This window comes from Halobellus sp. LT62, assembly GCF_037031285.1.
Taxonomy (GTDB): domain Archaea; phylum Halobacteriota; class Halobacteria; order Halobacteriales; family Haloferacaceae; genus Haloquadratum; species Haloquadratum salinisoli.
Genome location: NZ_JAYEZO010000001.1, coordinates 313,238 through 328,848, shown reverse-complemented (window position 1 = coordinate 328,848; position 15,611 = coordinate 313,238). Strand labels below are relative to the sequence as shown.

Genomic DNA, 15,611 nt, shown 5'->3' with positions numbered 1-15,611 from the left:
GTCAGGGCCGGTCGGGAACGACGGCGCTCCGGAAGCGGTCCGCGACGTCGCCCGCGTCGCCGGTCCGAACCTCTAAGTTCGACGCCGCCTCGTGGAACGCGTCCGCCGCCGGATCGCGGGGCGCGTGCGCGAGCAGGGGTTCGCCCGCCCGCCGCGCCGCCCGAACCGCGTCGCTCTCGGGCACGCTCGCGAGCGTCGTCCCGCCGAAGTACCGCGCCGCCTGCTCGCCGATCGCCTCGACGTCCTCGTCGGGGCGCACGCGGTTGAACAGCACGCCGGCCGTCTCGGAGCCGTACGAGCGTGCGTACTCTTGGACTTTCAGCCCGTCCGACAGCGAGGGAACCGTCGGCTGCAACACGACCACGACGCGGTCGGCGAGCACGACGGGGAGCACGGCGCTCTTCGAGCCGAGCGCCGCGGGCGAGTCCAACAGGAGAACGTCGGCGTCGGCGGCGAGTTCGGCGACGACGTCCCTGAGTCTGCCCGGATCGGCCGCCTCGAACGCCGCGAGGCTCGTCCCGCACGGAACGACGGACATCCCGAAACGGTCGTACACCGCGTCGGCGACCGGGACCTCGCGCTCGTCGACCAGCAGGTCGTGTAGCGTGACGTCCGCGTCGTCGAGTCCCGCGTGAAAGAGGAGATTCGCCATCCCGGTGTCGGCGTCGATGACGGTGACGTCGTACCGCTCGGCGAGCGCCATCCCGAGCGCCAGCGTGCTCGTCGTCTTCCCGGTGCCGCCCTTGCCGCTCGCGACGGCGAACGCCTCGACCATACCCGAGAGTCGCGGTACCCCCTCAAAAGTCTTCGAGTCCGATTCTCGGGCGTGATTCTCTCGGTCGGTGAAATTGGGTCACGGCGTGTGGGTGGACGGCGACTCAGGGCGTGTGGGTGGACGGCGACTCAGGGCGCGTGGGTCGGACACAGGACGTCGAGCGGGAGTGACTCGACGAGCGCCGCGGCGTCGGCGTAGGGGTCGGAACCGGTGTGCGACGCCGTGTCAGCTACGATCGTCGGTCGCGACACGCCCGCCTGCTCGTACACGCGATCGACGAACGCCTCGCGCGGCGCGTCGTTCTCGAAGAGGCCGTGGAGATACGTTCCGAGGACGTTCCCCCGCGCCGCACCGAGCGTCAGTGGATCACGGTCCGGAGCCGAGAAGGGCGTCTCGACCGAATCGGAGGCTTGGGCGTCGACAGGATGATCGCGTCTGGCCGCGCCCGCGGGGTGCGTCTCGCCCGCGTGAATCTCGTAGCCCTCGACTCGCCCTGACGCGCCAGCGAGCGGTCCTGTCCCGTCGAATCGCCACTCGACCGGCGCGACGCGCTTCCGACGCGAGAAGGCGGTCTCGACCGGAAGCAGGGCGATTCCGGAACGCGTCGGGCTCTCGTCGACGCGCTCGTCGGTAGCCTCGGCGACGCCGTCGCTCACGACGTCGTCGACGCTCTCACCGACGCCCTCGACGTCGACATCGACGAGACGTTCACCGAGCAGTTGATAGCCGCCGCAGAGGCCGACGATCGGGCCGTCGAATCCGCGAAGGCGTTCGTGTAAGCCCGTCTCGCGGACGGCCCGCAGGTCGTCGACGCTGTTCTTCGTCCCGGTGAGGACGACCGCGTCGGCGTCGTCGAAGGGTGCATCGAGGGGAACGAACGCCACGCGGACGCCGGGCACGTCGACGAGCGGGTCGACGTCGGCGGTGTTGGAGGCCCGCGGGAGTCGCGGAACCGCGACCGTGACGGCGTGCGCCTCGTCGATACCGTCCTCGGTTCCCCGGATCTCGCGCTCGCCCGCCGCGGGCAGCGAGACACTGTCCTCCTCGGGGAGGCCGGGATCGTCGTACGGCAGCACCGCGAGCACGGGGACGCCGGTCCGCGATTCGATCTCCTCGATCCCGGGTTCCAACAGCGAGCGGTCCCCGCGGAACTTACTGATCGCGACGCCGACGACCCGCTCGCGGACGTCGTTGGGGAGCAGTTCGAGCGTTCCCAGAATCGATGCGAAGACGCCGCCGCGTTCGATGTCGGCGACTAGGAGGATCCGCGCGTCCGCGAAGCGGGCCGTCTCGACGTTCGCGAGATCGCGCTCGTGGAAGTTGATCTCGGCGATGGATCCGGCCCCCTCGGCGACGACGACGTCGTGTGCGGCGGCAAGCCGCCGGTGCGCTGCCTCGGCGGCGCGCCTCGCGTCATCCCAGTGCTCGGCGTAGTAGTCGCCCGCGGCGTAATGCCCGACGGCGACGCCGTCGACGACGAGCTGCGACTCTTCGCTCCCGCGGGGTTTCAGGAGCACCGGGTTGTGGTCGGTCGTCGGCCGGACGCCGGCTGCGCGGGCCTGAACGTACTGGGAGACGCCGATCTCGCCGAACGCCGGGTCGTCGAAGTCGTCGGAGTCGGCTGACGTTGTCACCGCCGCCCCCCGAGCGGCGCTCGGCTGCACGACCGCTCGCGCCTCGTTGCTCATATTCTGCGCCTTGAACGGTGCGACGTCAACGCCGGCGTCGTTGAGGCGGCGACAGAGCCCGGCGGCGACGGTGCTCTTACCGACGTGACTCGCGGTGCCCGCGACGAGTATCGTCTCAGCGGTCATCGACACTGAAAATTGGAGCGCGCACGTATTCGACGACTGCGCGCATCAGTACTCGGTCCCCTTCCGCGCCCGGATTCCCGCGTCGAAGGGGTGTTTCACCTTCCGTACCTCGGTCACGAGGTCGGCCGCGTCGCGGAGATATTCGGGGTGGGTGTGGCTGCCCGTCAGCACGAGTTCGAGGTTTTCGGGCTTCGCGTCGATCAGATCGAGCACGTCCGATTCGTCGAGGAGGCCCTTATCGACGGCGTAGAGGATCTCGTCGAGGACGAGAAGGTGAACGCCCGCCTCGGGTTCGTCGTCGAGATCGAGCGGTTGGGTCAGATCGGCGTCGCCCGCGGCCTCGATGAGTGCGTCGGCTCGGGCGAGCGCGCCGCGGGCCTTCGCGAGGTGTTCGTCCTCGTCGGAGCCGTCCAGCAGACCGTGCCAGCCGTAATGGCCGGTGTTCTCGTAGGAAATTCCGGGAACGGCCGCGATGGCGTTGTACTCGCCGCGGACGCTCTCGACGGAGTCTGCGCCGCCCTTCATAAACTGGAGGAGGTGCACGCGATAGCCGTGTCCCGCCGCGCGGAACGCCATCCCGAGCGCTGCGGTGGTCTTGCCCTTGCCGTCGCCCCACCACGCCTGCACCAGTCCGAACTCCTCGGGCGCGCTCGGCTCGACGTCGGTCGCGCTCGGCCGGACGCCGCCGCCGGGCGTCGATCGGCGGGTCTCGGCGGGTGTCTGTGCGGTCGTGTCGTCGCCGTCGGTCATAGCTGAGCGGTCGGCACGGGTGACCAAGAAGGCGACGGGACGTGCAACCGAGTGTGTTCGAACGCGACACCGGAAGTGGCGTTCAGCCGAAAGCCACGCCAGAGCGTGATTCAGTCGAAAACGACGCCGAAGCGCGGTTCAGTCGTCGGCGACGGCCGCGCCGCTTCGCAGCGCGTCGGGGAGGTCGGACGGAAGCCGGTCGCGGTTGTGCGGCGCGGAGAAGTCGATGTCGGGGCCGGTCGGCACGAGTCGCTTGGGGTTGATGTCGCCGTGGCTCATGTAGTAATGCCGCGTGATGTGGTCGATGTTCACCGTCTCGGCGATGTCGCCCAGCTGGTACACCTCCTTGGTGTAGTTCCAGAGGTTCGGGTACTCGTGGATCGCCCGGCGGTTGCACTTGAAGTGGGTGTGGTAGACGTGATCGAAACGGACGAGCGTCGCGAACATCGCTACGTCAGCCTCGGTGAAGACGTCGCCGGCGAGGAACCGCTGGTCTTCGAGGACGTCCTCCCAGCGGTCGAGCGCGCCGAAGAGGTCCTCGATGGCCTCCTCGTAGGCGTCTTGGGAATCGGCGAATCCGGCGCGGTAGACGCCGTTGTTGATCGACTCGTAGATGTCGTCGATGAGCCCGTCGATTTCCTCGACGCGTCCCTCGGGCAGCAGGTCGACGTCGTTTTCGTCGTCGAACTCGGTGACGAGCATCCGCATTATTTCCGCAGACTCGTTGTTGACGATCGTCTCTTTCTCTGTGTCCCACAGCACCGGAACCGTCACACGACCCGTGAACTCGGGGTCCGCACGGGTGTAGACGTCGCGGAGGAATTCCTCGCCGTAGAGCGGGTCGGGGTACTCCTCGGAGAACTCCCAGCCGTCGTCGATGCGCACGGGCTCGACGATCGACAGGGAGATGTCCTCCGTGAGGCCCTGCAGCCGACGCGTCATCGCGACCCGGTGGGCCCACGGGCACGCCCGCGAGATGTAGACGTGATAGCGACCCGGTTCCGCGGGGAACTCGGCATCGGGGTCGTCTTGGATCCAGTTTCGGAACGACGTCTCGTCTCGGTCGAACTCGCCGTCCTCGTTGGTCGCCTCGTAGGCGTCGGTCCGCCACTCGCCGTCGACGAGCATATTCATCGGCTCACACCTCGATGGGCGGTCGCCGGTGTCGACGGGGTCGTCGGTGCGTTCGCCCTCGGTGCCATCGCCCTTGTGGCGTCGCTGCGCGTTCGCGGGGTCATCGGTCTCACTTGGGAGCCGACGCGGATAAATCGTTTCGCCGTCTTTCGTCGGCTGCGCACGAGCGCGGCGCGGGATGAGACGGTTGGCTGCCGATGCTCGCGGGGCCGACCGATAGTCGGCACTCAGCGTCCGAGCAGCGTTTTGACCGCGGTGACGACGCTGTCGGCGTCGGGACCGAGCACGTACGTTATCGGTTCGATGCCGAAGCCGCCGGTCTGATAGCAGACGAACGTCGGAGAGAGGTTGTCGGCGTCGCGCGAGGCGACCGCCTCGCGGATCGGGTCGGTCGGGGCGTCGGGGTCGAACTCGATCGCGTCGTAGCCGGCGGCTTCGAGATCCGCGACGAGTTGCTTGTCGTAGCGGACGTTGAGCGCAGCGCGGACGTCCGCACCGCCTTTTCTGGCGGAGAGGAGGACGTTCGCGACGTGCTCGCTGACGCCGAACTCCGGATCGCCGGGGACCGTCGCGCGTCCCTTGACGTCGACGATGCGGCCGGGGACGCCCGCGACGTCGTCGACGGTGCCGGCTTCCGGAAGGCACTCGACGAGGTTCGAGCCGACGTTCGGGATGAGGCCCGCGAAGCCGCTCGCGTTCGTGAGTCGGCGGAGGGCCTGCCGAAGCGACGAGCGGACCTGTTCGCTCGTGCGGAGGCCGCTCTCGGGGTCGTGGATCCGCGCGTAGCCGTCGTACTCGGCGAGTTCGGGCATCGCCTCCTCGTGCAGGCGAGCCAGGAGGTCGCCCGACTCCAGTCGCCGCACGAGCACCTCAGCCTCAACGAGCGCCTGCACGCGGGTCATATCGCCCGTCGCGAGGCCGTCGGCGACGCGCTCGACGAGGTCGACGACGCGCTCGTCTCCGAGCACTTCCTCGCGCCGGGCGACCTCGCCGTGGGCGTACTTCGAGACGGCGCTCTGGCTGATTCCCAGCGCCTCCGCGACCTCGTGCTGCGTCAGCCCCCGCTCGCGGAGCGCCTCCGCCAGCATCGACCGAAACGTGGGAAGGAACTCCTCGACGACGACTTCCTCGATGAACTTCATCCGTCCGTATCCCGTCGGCCGTCTGCTCCGTCGGTCCCGCCGGTACGTTTCGCGTCGAACTCCGGATCCGCGCCGATTCGAGACGCCTGCGGTCCCTTTTGGTTCTGGTACTTCGAACCGCGCTCGACGCCGTAGGGCCGCGCCGCGGGCTGTGTGAGCTCCGTGAACACCAGCTGTGAGACGCGCATCCCCGGCGTGAGTGCCACAGGAGCGGTGCCGAGGTTCGACAGTTCGAGCGTGATCTGGCCCTTGTATCCCGGGTCGACGATGCCCGCCGTCGCGTGGATGACGACCGCGAGGCGGCCCAGTGAGGAGCGCCCCTCGACGGTCGCCAGTAGGTCGTCGGGGATCTCCACGCGCTCTTTGGTCGTCCCGAGGACGAAGTCGCCGGGGTGGAGGATGAACTCCTCCCCTTCCGGAACGTGGGTTTCGGTCACGTACTCGTCGACTTCAGACTCCCTGTTCGGATGGATGCAGGAGATGTTCGTCCGCTGGAACTCCAAGAACTCCTCGCCGAGCCGGAGGTCCAGACTCGCCGGCTGGACCTGCATATCGAGGTCGTCGATGGGTTCGACGACGAGGTCGCCGGATTCGAGGCGAGCGAGGATGTCGTCGTCCGAGAGTATCATCGTTCGGGAGAGCGTGACCGAACGATGTAAAGCCATCTCTCGACGACCCGCCCGGCATCCACAGCCCGCTCAGCGGACTCCCCCGTCGCAGTCGTACGCTTTTCACTTTCACTCTACTAGGCTCGCTTACATACCGGTTCGGCTCGTTGGATGAGATATGCACGCGACGGCACACGAACGATCGACGACGGATCGAACCACCGAGACGCGGCGGATCGACGTGACCGACGTCACGACCGCGCGGGTCGCGGAGTACGCCGAGGCCCGCTCGTCCGACGGTGACGTCAGATTCGAGCGGCGCGGCGGCTGGACGTACCTCGTCGAAGATCGCTGAAGCGGGGCGGGCCCTTTGCGCATCGACCGAAAAACGAGGAGGCGAGCCTCAGTCGTCCGCGAGCGTCGCGTCCTCGGGTTGGGCGTCGCGTTCGACGGCCTCGGCTCCGAGCAGTCGGTCGAGCGCTTCGACCATCGCGTCGACGCTACAGCGGGTGATGTCCGAGTCCGACGTGGCCACGGTGACCGTCCGGTCGCCCTTCGACATCTCCACTTCGACGGTGACGACGGCGTCGGTACCGCCGGTGATCGCGTCGACGTGGTAGGATTCTAACTGCGCGTCGGCGTCGGAGCCGAGCGCGGCTTTGACGGCCTTGATGGCGGCGTCGACCGGGCCGCTACCGGTGCCGGAGGCCACGCGTTCGCGGTCGCCGATGCGGAGCCGGACCGAGGCCGTCGGGGTCCCGCCGCCCGAGGCGGCGGTGAGATCCAGCAGTTCGACGTGTCGGTCGCGCTCGCGACCCTGTACGTCTTCGGCGATCGCGAGCAAATCGGCGTCAGTGACGCGTTTGTCGCGGTCGCCGAGTCGCTTCACGCGATCGACGACGGCGGCGAGTTCCTCCTCAGTGACGTCGACGTCGTGCTCGTCGAGCGCGGCGCGGACGCCCGCGCGCCCGGCGTGCTTGCCGAGGACGAGCCGTCGCTCTCGGCCCACCATTTCGGGCGGATACGGCTCGTACATCGTGTCGTCCTTGAGCGTCCCGTCGGTGTGGATGCCGCTCTCGTGCGTGAAAGCGTTCTCGCCGACGACCGCCTTGTTCGGCGGCAGCGGGACCCCCGTGGCGTGGGAGACCTGCTGTGCGAGGTCGTAGAGGTCCTCGAGCTTGGCCGTCTCGACGCCGTAGCCGTGCGAGAGCGCGATGGCGACCTCTTCGAGCGCGACGTTGCCCGCGCGCTCGCCGATGCCGTTGATCGTGCCGTGGACGAGGTCCGCACCGGCCGCGAGGCTGGCCCAGACGTTCGTCATCCCCAGTCCGAGGTCGTCGTGGGTGTGCGTCGACACCGGTCCGAGCTCCGCGAGCCGCGAGACGTACTCGTAGGCCGTCTCCGGCGTCGCGTGCCCGACGGTGTCGGCGAAGCACGACCGGTCCGCGCCGGCGTCGAGCGCCTCGCGCATCAGGCGTTCGAGGAAGTCGAGGTCGGCCCGCGAGCCGTCCTCGCCGATGACCTCGACCCAGAGGCCGTGGTCCTTCGCGTAGGCGACGAGTTCGCCAGTGTTCTCGACGACCTCGTCGTGCGTCGTCCCGACCTTCCGCTCGATGTGCTTGTCGCTGGCGGGGACGACGATCGTCACGCCGTCGACGTCGCAATCGAGCGCGAGGTCGACATCCTTCTGGACGCCGCGAGCGAAGCTCGTCACCGTCGCGTCGAGGTCGAGCGCGGTGACCTGTCGGATAGTCTCGCGCTCGCCCTCGCCGGTGCAGGCACTCCCGGCCTCGATGAACTCGATGTTCGCGGCGTCGAGCGATCTCGCGATGTCTGCCTTCTGGTCGGGCGTCAGCGAGACACCCGGCGCTTGCTCACCGTCGCGCAGCGTCGTATCTAGTAGCTGTACAGAGTTGTCAGAATCCACGGTGGATGCTAGGGGGTTGTCGGGGTTACCCCCGAATAAATCGACCACGAGTCATGTGCTCACACGGATTGTGGACGTGCAGCTATATAAATTGACGCTTCTTGCGGCGCGTTGCCGTGGGGCGATCTGGCAGTGTCTGCGGGGTCGGGACAGTCCGGCGAACGGACGACCGCTCACTCGACGATGCGGACCGCGTCGCCGACCTCGACGCCGTCGGCGACACCAGCGGGCAGTTCGACGATCGCGTCCGCGACCGCAGCGCCGAACCCACGCCACGCGCGGAGTCGTTTCTTCGCCCGCACCTCGCCCTCGACGATCCACAGCGCGTCGAGGTCGAACGGCACGAACACCATATGGAGGTTCCGCTCTTTGGCCTCCTCGAAGGTGAACGCCATCGCGTAGTCCTCGGGAATCGATCGACGGAACATCAGCCCCCGCGCCTGCGTGAGAAACGTGTCGGCGACGTCGACGTCGCCGGCGAGCGTTCGCGTCTCTTCCCCGTTGGTGTCGTGTACGACTCGCACAGGCTTCGCTCTGTGGCGCGCCGTATAAAACGATCGACGGGGTGTTCCGCGAACGGCGGCCGGGGGGAGTGCGTTCCGCGGACGGCGACCGATGGGTGCGTCCGGCCACCGTACCGTCGGATTCAATTCCGCGCGGGCCGACGGCCGCGTATGGAGGAGACGCCAACGGGAACGCCGGTCGGCGTCGACGACCCGTACGAACACGCGGGCGTCTGCGATCACCTCACCGGCGACGGTCGCTGTCGGTTCGCGCTGACCCGCGCGGGCGACGACCCCGATTTTTCGGCCGAGCGGCGCGCTGCCGACTACGCGTGCGTCGCCGGCGACGAGGACCGGGAGTTCCGCGACTGTCCCCACTACCGCTCGACCACCGACGGCCGCGAGTGCGTCCGCTGCGGCCTCGAATCCGTCCGGATCGCTCACGACGGTTCACGGTCGCTGCTCGAAGAACATCACCTGTCGTACGGCGAGAGCGGGTCGACGAGAGGCTCGGACGGTGCGAGCGCCAGCGGCTGCGGAGACCCCTCCCACGAGATCACGGTCGCGCTCTGTCGGTGGTGCCACGCGAAGATCCACCAGTCGTTCGCGCGCATCGACGACGACGTCGAACCGGATCCCGAGGCGTTCGCCGCCCGGGAGGAGCGCCGCTCGAAGGAGCAATCGGAGTTCGGGTTTTCGACCGCGCGGGAGCGCCGCGATTCCGACGGCGGGTGAGCGGAGCTGTCGGGTCGCTACGGTGACGCTTCCAGACCGGGCGCTTTTTGCCCTCCTTCCGCCTAAGAGACTGCAACTGATGACTCGCATCGTCGTCATCGACAACCACGGCCAGTTCACCCACCTCGAACGCCGCGCGCTCCGCGACCTCGACGTCGATGTCGAGCTGCTGGACAACGAGACGCCAGCGTCCGACATCGACGCCGACGGGATCGTCCTCTCGGGCGGCCCGGACATGGACCGCATCGGCAACTGCGCGGACTACCTCGACCTCGACGTTCCCATCTTCGGGATCTGCCTCGGAATGCAGATCCTCGCGGCGGAACTCGACGGCTCGGTCGGCTCCGGCGACTACGGCGGCTACGCCGACGTCGACGTCGAGATCCTCGATTCCGAGGACCCGCTCGTCGGCTCGCTCGCCCCGGAGACGCGCGTGTGGGCCAGCCACGCCGACGAGGTGAAGGAAGTCCCCGACGGGTTCACGCGCACCGCGACCTCCGACGTCTGCGACGTCGAAGCGATGAGCGATCCCGACCGCGGTCTCTACGGCGTCCAGTGGCACCCCGAAGTCGCCCACACCGAGCGGGGCGAGGAAGTGTTCGAGAACTTCGTCTCGATCTGCCGGTAACGTTCCCGATCCCCGTCCGGCCCGCGGTTCGAATCTCTTCACCGATGACATCCACACAAAGCGACCTCGCGAGCCTCTCTCGATTCATCTTCCGCGCGCCGAGTTGGTACTCCAGCCTCGCGTTCGCCCTCCTGATCGCGGCCGTTGCAGGCGTCGCAGCGTTCGATTCCGGCGCGTACGCCCGGACGTGGCGCGGGCTGTTCTTCTTCGGCCGGGACGCGTGGGAGGGCATCTTCTTCATCGGGATTCCGACCGTCGTCGCCGCCTTCGGGACGACCGGCGTCGACCGGTTCGTCGGAGGGAGGCTCACCCCGAACCGATCGTCGCTTCTCGCCTTGCTCTCGGAGATCATCCTCGTGACGATCGTCACTCTCGCGGCGATCGTCTCGGTGTTCACGTCGCTCGAACAGCAGTTCGTCTACGACGCGCTCGTCGTCGGCCTCGCCTCGATCTTCGCCTTCCGATTGCTCGTGATTATGGCCGTCTCGCGCTCGTCGGTGCTCGTCGCGTCGATCCCCGCGAGCCTCCAGACGCTCGCCGCGGCGGTTCTCCTGTTCGTCTACAGCGGCACCCTCCGATTTCTGGAAGTCGGCGGGACCGTGGTCGACGCATATTTGACTCCCTATCTCGCCCGCTCCGCCGACGCCCCCGCAGAGCTCTCGGCGATCACCGCCGAGCACTTCGCGCTGCTCGCGGTCACCTGCGGCATCTACGCGCTCGCGGTGTACGTCTTCATCGTCGCCGTCGACAGACCGTGGCGGCGGAGTCTCGGGGTCTCGATGCTCGATTTTCTCCGGGGGTTCATCGGGCACGTCGCCGAGGGCTCCCGCGAGTTGGAGGAGTTCTTCCAGCAGCTCGGCGAGGAGGCCATCGCCCCCGTCTCGGTGCTCTCGTTCCGGAGGATGGAGGGCGAAGAGAAGGCCCGCTTCGTCCTGCCGATGATCCACCCCGGGCCGATGGGGGAAATCGGCGGCGGCAACTTCCCCGAGCGCGTCGCCACGGACTGTTCGGGGCTCGTCTTCCCGCCGCACGCCACCGCCGGCCACGACTTCAACCTCGTGACCGAGCGCGAGGTCGACACGATTCTCGACGCCGCTCGCAGCGCTGCCGATCGAATCATCTACGACGCGGAGGCGACCCGGAGCGTCCGCGTGGACTCCGGCGAGGCCTCGATGCTCGGACAGCGCTTCGGCGACGACGCGCTCCTTGTCTCGACGTTCGCGCCCGGCTTCGCCGACGACGTCGAGTACGGCGTCGGGCTCTCAGCCGCAGCGGAGGCCCGAACCAGCGGCCTCGACGACGTGCTCCTCGTCGACGCGCACAACTCCAACGACGGGCTGAGCGGCCCGGATCTGGGCCACGTCACGCCCGGTTCGAAGCGCGCGTTCGATATGATCGGCGCGGCCGGCAACTCGGGACGCCGGCTCGCAACCGCCGGCAGCGACGAACTCGAACTCGGCGTCGCGTGGGACGAAACGCCGTGGGACCCGGCCGACGGTATCGGTCCGCTCGGCATCCGCGTCGCCGTCACGGCGGTCGACGGCCAAGAGACGGCGTACGTGCTGATCGATGGCAATAACATGGAACCCGGTCTGCGCGGCGAACTCGTCGACGCGCTCGTCGACGGGGCGGGACGAAGTCCCGCGAGCAGCCGGATGGAATCCGGCGACGGCGGGACGCCGAAAGAGTCCCGAGCAACCGGCGGCCTCGTCGACGAGGCCGAGGTGATGACGACCGACACGCACATCGTCAACACCGTCGACGCCGACAATCAGGTCGGCGCGGCCATCGACTGGGACGAGCTCCGAACGCTCGTTTGCGACCTGACCGACGAGGCCCGCGCGGATCTGGAGCCCGTCGAGGCGGGCGTCGCGGTCGAGCGCGCGGAGGTCACTGTCTTCGGCAACGATCGGACGGAGACGCTGGCCAGCCACGCGAACGCGGTCGTCGCGATGGGCGGCGTCTTCGCCGCCTCGATCATCCTCGCAGCCGTCGCCGTGAGCGTGCTGATATTCCTGTTCGCGTAGGCCGGCAGCTCTCCGACGTGCCACAGAAGACCGCGTCCCGACGCCCCACCTCTCGATTCCCGTCTTATCGCCCCTCGATCACGTCGTCGAGGGCGTCACGAAAGTACACGATATCGTCGTAGCGGTCGTCCTTCTCCGTCGCGAGCGCCGTCAGCAACACGTCGTCCAACTCCGCCGGCACGTCCGCGACCTCGCTGGGGGGCGTCGGCCGCTCGGATCTGATCATATCGATAACTCGAAACGGTTGCCCCTCGAACGGCGGTCGGCCCGTGAACAGTTCGTAGAAGACCGCGCCGAGTTGGTAGACGTCGGTGATGTCGTCCGCGCGTCCGTAATCGTCGTCGAACTGCTCGGGGGCGGCGTACTCCACGGACATCCCCTCGACGCTTTTCGAATGCTCCAGCAGGTGTTTCGAGAGCCCCCAGTCGGCGACTTTCGGGACGTCCCAAGCGCTCTTCACCGCCCGGAACAGGACGTTCTGCGGTTTGATATCGAGGTGGGCGACGCCGCGGCGGTGGGCGTGGTAGATCCCCTCCGTGATCGATCGCGCGGTCCAGAGCGCCTGCGGGAGATCCATTTCGCCACAGCGCTCGCCGAGGTGTCCGCCGTCCATATACTCCATCGCGATCCACGGGAGCGGCATGCTGCCGTAATCGACGACGCCGACGACGTGGTCGTGGTCGTCCAGTTTGTCCCACGTCTCGGCCTCCGCGAGCATCCGCTCGATGGTGTCGATATCGAGCGTGCCGCCCAGCCGAGGGCGCTTGATCGCCAACGCCACGTCGCCGTCGGGAGTCGAAAGCGTCTCGCGCGTCACGTCGGCGTTGCCGCCGCCGCCGATATGTTGCTTGTCAGTCAGCGCGTCGTACTCGACTGCGACGTCCGGTGCGGGGGGAATTCCGTCGGGGACGTTGGCTTCGAGCCGGTCGGCGATTCGCGTCCGGTCCGCCGTTTCCTCCGGGTCGGCGGCCGCTGTCCGGTCTCCCGCTTGTCGCCGTGTGCTGGCTGCCTCGCGGGAGACTCCGTCGCCGCCACAGATCGAACACGTCTCACTGTAGATTTTACCGTCCCCCCCGCAGCGCTGACAGGTCTGCGTCTGCTTGACCCGACCGAGCGGGGTGTCGTGGATCTCCGTCGTCTGTCCCTCGCCGTCACACTCCGGGCAGGTGGTGACGTCGGCGTCGGCGGGATGGCCGCGTCCGTCGCATTGTGGGCACGTCCCGGGCTGAGACGAGCGGTCGGACACACGGGACGAGCGATCGGACGAGCGACTGGGTCCACGGTCGCCGGCGGTCGTTTCGGGCGCTCTCCGTCCGGGATTCTGGGACTGCTCTCGGAGCTCGCCGTCGACGTATTCGTACCGCGAACCGTCGATCTCGATGGCCGTCAGCCGAAAGATCGGTTTGATCCACGTCCCCCTCACCTTCAGTTTCGACTCCCCGTCGATCACGTCAGCCTCGAAGGGGTTCTCGACACCGCGGACGACGATGCGGTCTTTGATAGCCGCGATTTCGGCACGCAGCGGTTCGTCGGGATACGAGTTCTCCGAGTCGCCGAGAAAGTCTCGGAAGAAGCCCCCGCGCTCGTCGACGATACTGAACTCCGCCGTCCCGAGTGAGGACTCCCCGTCGGAAATCGCGGCGATATCCTCCCACGCGTCGGCGAAGCCGCTGACTGATCCGATCAGTGCACCGTTCGTCCGCATCAGCTCCGTCTGGCCGCCGTCAAACGCCATCGTCACCAGTCCTCGCCGCCCGTTCACCCCGGAACCGACGCCCCATAGTCGGCAGTTCATCTGTCATTATGTGAGACGTATTGGCCTCGTTCACTTGAAGGTAGAGCGTGTCTGTCGAGGCGTGTCTAGACGACGCTGGCCGCCGTAGAACTGCCCCACGGGTGAAACCGGCAGCCGTCGCGCGCTCGACTCCCGCGGCTCGCCGTGGTTATCCTTCGAGAGGTGACGGATAAAACGGGAGCCCCCGCGAACGCCCTACGCGTCCTCGGCGGCGAACAGTTCGTCGACGGCGTCGCCCGCCGCCCGCGCGGCTTCGTCGGCGACCTCGTCGGCGACCTCGTCGGCGTCCCCGTCCGTGTCGTCGGGCGCGTTGACGTACACGTCGACGTCGAGGACGCCGTCCTCGAACGTGACGGTCACGTCGACGTCCGTCAGTTCCGATTGTCTGTAGTGGGCGAATATCACGCCCTCTGCGGCCTCCGCGGCCGTCTGGACGACTTCTTCGTCGGTCGGCATCGGGTTATGCGCCAGCGCCGCCGGGGCCCATCGGACCGCCGCCCGCGCCGCCCTGCAGCATCTGCTGGAGCTCTTCCTGCAGGCTCTCGAACTGCTCTTGGACGCGCTGTTCCTGCTTTTGCAGCTGCTCGACGCGGATTTCGAGGGTGTCGACCTTCTCGGAGAGCTCGTCGTGGGCCTCGTCGTACTCGGCCTCAACGAGCAGTTCGCCGACCTCGCGGTACATCGTCGTGTCCTCGTCGATGTCGTCGAGGGCATCGAGCGCCGTCTTCGACTCGTTCAGCGTCGACTCGGCCTGCTCCTTCTGGGCGGCCACCTTCTGAGCCGTCTCCTGCAGATCCTGTAGTTCCTCGAGTTTCTCCTGTGCTTCCGGCGGCAGATTGCCCTGCATACCCGTGGCGACGGGATCCGGACTGAAAAAGGCCCGTATTCTCCGATCAGCGCCTGTCAGGCGTCCACGAGGTGCTGCCCGCCCGCTGCGACGTCTTCGGCGATTTCGACGAGTCGGATCCACGTGTTCTGCGCCGCGCGGAGCGCGACGAGGTCGGCGGCCTCCACGGTCACCGTCACGACGCGCCCCTCGCGGGTGACGTCGGCTCGCGATCGCTCGTCGGCGATCTCGTCGATCTCGACGCGAACGCTCTCGAAAATCGTGCGAGCGGTCCGCTCTTCGGGGTAGGAAAAGTCGAATTCGGCCGCGTGTGCGGCTTCGACGGCCGGCGTCTCTCGGCTCGCCATCGGCTTCGAGAACGGGTTATTCGACCGGGACTTCCTTGACGTCCGGCGCGCGCTCTTTCAACAGGATTCGGTGACCGCAGTACGGGCAGCGGACGCCGCCGTACTCGTCCAGTTCGACGTCTCGCTTGCACCGCGAACACTTGTAGCTCATTGGTACGTAGGTGGGGTGTGGGGATGTTGGTTCTTTCGTGTGGGCGCGACCGCGTCGACGACGCGGACGGCGATCACTCCTCGTTGTCGCCGGAGAGCGCCGCGCGGATCGAGCGGCTGACCTGCTTGCCACCGGGCGTCTGCGGCCGGTAGGTGCCGCCGGTGAAGATCTCGCCGGTCTCGTCGTTCTGCCAGATGCCGGGCTCGAGACGGGTGACGCTGTCCTCGTCGACCGTCGCGTTCCGCATCTCCTCTTCGATTTCCTTCACGCGTCGACGGGCGACGCGTCCGTATCGCGCACCGAATCGACCGGCGCTCCCGGTCGTTCGTGCCTTCTGTTCGGCCATAGTATCGCGTGATACCCCCGGCGGAGCCATAAACCCTGCGAGATGGGCTCGAAGCGGAGCGCCGGCGACGTCCCCGGTGTGC

At 67.7% G+C, this 15,611-nt stretch carries 18 protein-coding genes and 1 pseudogene; 4 read left to right on the top strand and 15 right to left on the bottom strand.

The features are described from left to right. Position 1 precedes the first annotated feature (1 nt). The 6 genes from U5919_RS01545 to dcd form a co-directional block, all read right to left on the bottom strand. The gene (locus tag U5919_RS01545; protein WP_336021764.1) at positions 2–775 is read right to left on the bottom strand and encodes a nucleotide-binding protein; all 774 of its coding nucleotides are present in this window, start codon (positions 773–775) and stop codon (positions 2–4) included. Between the two features lie 128 nt (positions 776–903). Then, the gene (locus tag U5919_RS01540) at positions 904–2,589 is read right to left on the bottom strand and encodes a cobyric acid synthase (RefSeq protein WP_336021763.1); all 1,686 of its coding nucleotides are present in this window, start codon (positions 2,587–2,589) and stop codon (positions 904–906) included. 45 nt (positions 2,590–2,634) lie between these two features. Further along, on the bottom strand, positions 2,635–3,339 hold the full coding sequence (locus U5919_RS01535; protein ID WP_336021762.1) for a cob(I)yrinic acid a,c-diamide adenosyltransferase: 705 nt from the start codon (positions 3,337–3,339) through the stop codon (positions 2,635–2,637). Positions 3,340–3,477: 138 nt separating this feature from the next. Continuing rightward, positions 3,478–4,473, bottom strand: coding sequence for a glutathione S-transferase family protein (locus U5919_RS01530; RefSeq protein WP_336021761.1), 996 nt, complete (start codon positions 4,471–4,473; stop codon positions 3,478–3,480). Positions 4,474–4,700: 227 nt separating this feature from the next. Next, positions 4,701–5,615 (bottom strand): thiamine-phosphate synthase family protein, encoded by a 915-nt coding sequence (locus U5919_RS01525; protein WP_336021760.1) that lies wholly within the window; start codon positions 5,613–5,615, stop codon positions 4,701–4,703. Beyond that, complete coding sequence (gene dcd / locus U5919_RS01520) at positions 5,612–6,244, bottom strand: dCTP deaminase (protein WP_336021759.1); 633 nt, start codon at positions 6,242–6,244, stop codon at positions 5,612–5,614. Before dcd ends, U5919_RS01525 begins: the two co-directional genes overlap by 4 nt. A gap of 157 nt (positions 6,245–6,401) precedes the next feature. Here dcd and U5919_RS01515 point away from each other — a divergent pair, with 157 nt between their 5' ends. Next, the gene (locus U5919_RS01515; RefSeq protein WP_336021758.1) at positions 6,402–6,578 is read left to right on the top strand and encodes a hypothetical protein; all 177 of its coding nucleotides are present in this window, start codon (positions 6,402–6,404) and stop codon (positions 6,576–6,578) included. Between the two features lie 48 nt (positions 6,579–6,626). Here U5919_RS01515 and U5919_RS01510 read toward each other — a convergent pair whose 3' ends face one another. Beyond that, entirely contained in the window at positions 6,627–8,198 is a 1,572-nt protein-coding gene (locus U5919_RS01510) for a (R)-citramalate synthase (protein WP_336021757.1), read from the bottom strand. Positions 8,199–8,323: 125 nt separating this feature from the next. Beyond that, complete coding sequence (locus U5919_RS01505; RefSeq protein WP_336021756.1) at positions 8,324–8,674, bottom strand: DUF192 domain-containing protein; 351 nt, start codon at positions 8,672–8,674, stop codon at positions 8,324–8,326. Between the two features lie 150 nt (positions 8,675–8,824). On the opposite strand from U5919_RS01505, the gene U5919_RS01500 reads away from it, so the two are divergent. The 3 genes from U5919_RS01500 (at position 8,825) to U5919_RS01490 (ending at position 12,043) form a co-directional block, all read left to right on the top strand. Then, positions 8,825–9,388, top strand: coding sequence for a DUF7097 family protein (locus U5919_RS01500; RefSeq protein ID WP_336021755.1), 564 nt, complete (start codon positions 8,825–8,827; stop codon positions 9,386–9,388). A gap of 79 nt (positions 9,389–9,467) precedes the next feature. Next, positions 9,468–10,016: a GMP synthase subunit A gene (locus U5919_RS01495; RefSeq protein WP_336021754.1), complete on the top strand. Its 549-nt coding sequence runs from the start codon at positions 9,468–9,470 to the stop codon at positions 10,014–10,016. A gap of 44 nt (positions 10,017–10,060) precedes the next feature. Further along, complete coding sequence (locus U5919_RS01490) at positions 10,061–12,043, top strand: DUF2070 family protein (protein ID WP_336021753.1); 1,983 nt, start codon at positions 10,061–10,063, stop codon at positions 12,041–12,043. A gap of 64 nt (positions 12,044–12,107) precedes the next feature. Here the strand turns inward: U5919_RS01490 and U5919_RS15840 are convergent, their stop codons facing one another. The 7 genes and pseudogenes from U5919_RS15840 to U5919_RS01455 all read right to left on the bottom strand — a co-directional run bounded on the left by U5919_RS15840 (position 12,108) and on the right by U5919_RS01455 (position 15,529). Then, positions 12,108–12,884 (bottom strand): serine/threonine-protein kinase, encoded by a 777-nt coding sequence (locus tag U5919_RS15840; RefSeq protein ID WP_336023839.1) that lies wholly within the window; start codon positions 12,882–12,884, stop codon positions 12,108–12,110. Positions 12,885–13,043: 159 nt separating this feature from the next. Continuing rightward, a pseudogene (locus U5919_RS15835) lies at positions 13,044–13,271 on the bottom strand (zinc finger domain-containing protein); the annotation flags it as partial. 762 nt (positions 13,272–14,033) lie between these two features. Further along, on the bottom strand, positions 14,034–14,294 hold the full coding sequence (locus tag U5919_RS01475; RefSeq protein ID WP_336021752.1) for a DUF3194 domain-containing protein: 261 nt from the start codon (positions 14,292–14,294) through the stop codon (positions 14,034–14,036). Positions 14,295–14,298: 4 nt separating this feature from the next. Beyond that, entirely contained in the window at positions 14,299–14,685 is a 387-nt protein-coding gene (locus tag U5919_RS01470; protein WP_336021751.1) for a prefoldin subunit beta, read from the bottom strand. A gap of 56 nt (positions 14,686–14,741) precedes the next feature. Then, the gene (locus U5919_RS01465; RefSeq protein ID WP_336021750.1) at positions 14,742–15,032 is read right to left on the bottom strand and encodes a KEOPS complex subunit Pcc1; all 291 of its coding nucleotides are present in this window, start codon (positions 15,030–15,032) and stop codon (positions 14,742–14,744) included. Positions 15,033–15,048: 16 nt separating this feature from the next. Further along, entirely contained in the window at positions 15,049–15,183 is a 135-nt protein-coding gene (locus tag U5919_RS01460) for a DNA-directed RNA polymerase subunit P (RefSeq protein ID WP_049986784.1), read from the bottom strand. Positions 15,184–15,256: 73 nt separating this feature from the next. After that, entirely contained in the window at positions 15,257–15,529 is a 273-nt protein-coding gene (locus U5919_RS01455) for an eL43 family ribosomal protein (RefSeq protein WP_336021749.1), read from the bottom strand. Positions 15,530–15,611: the final 82 nt, after the last annotated feature.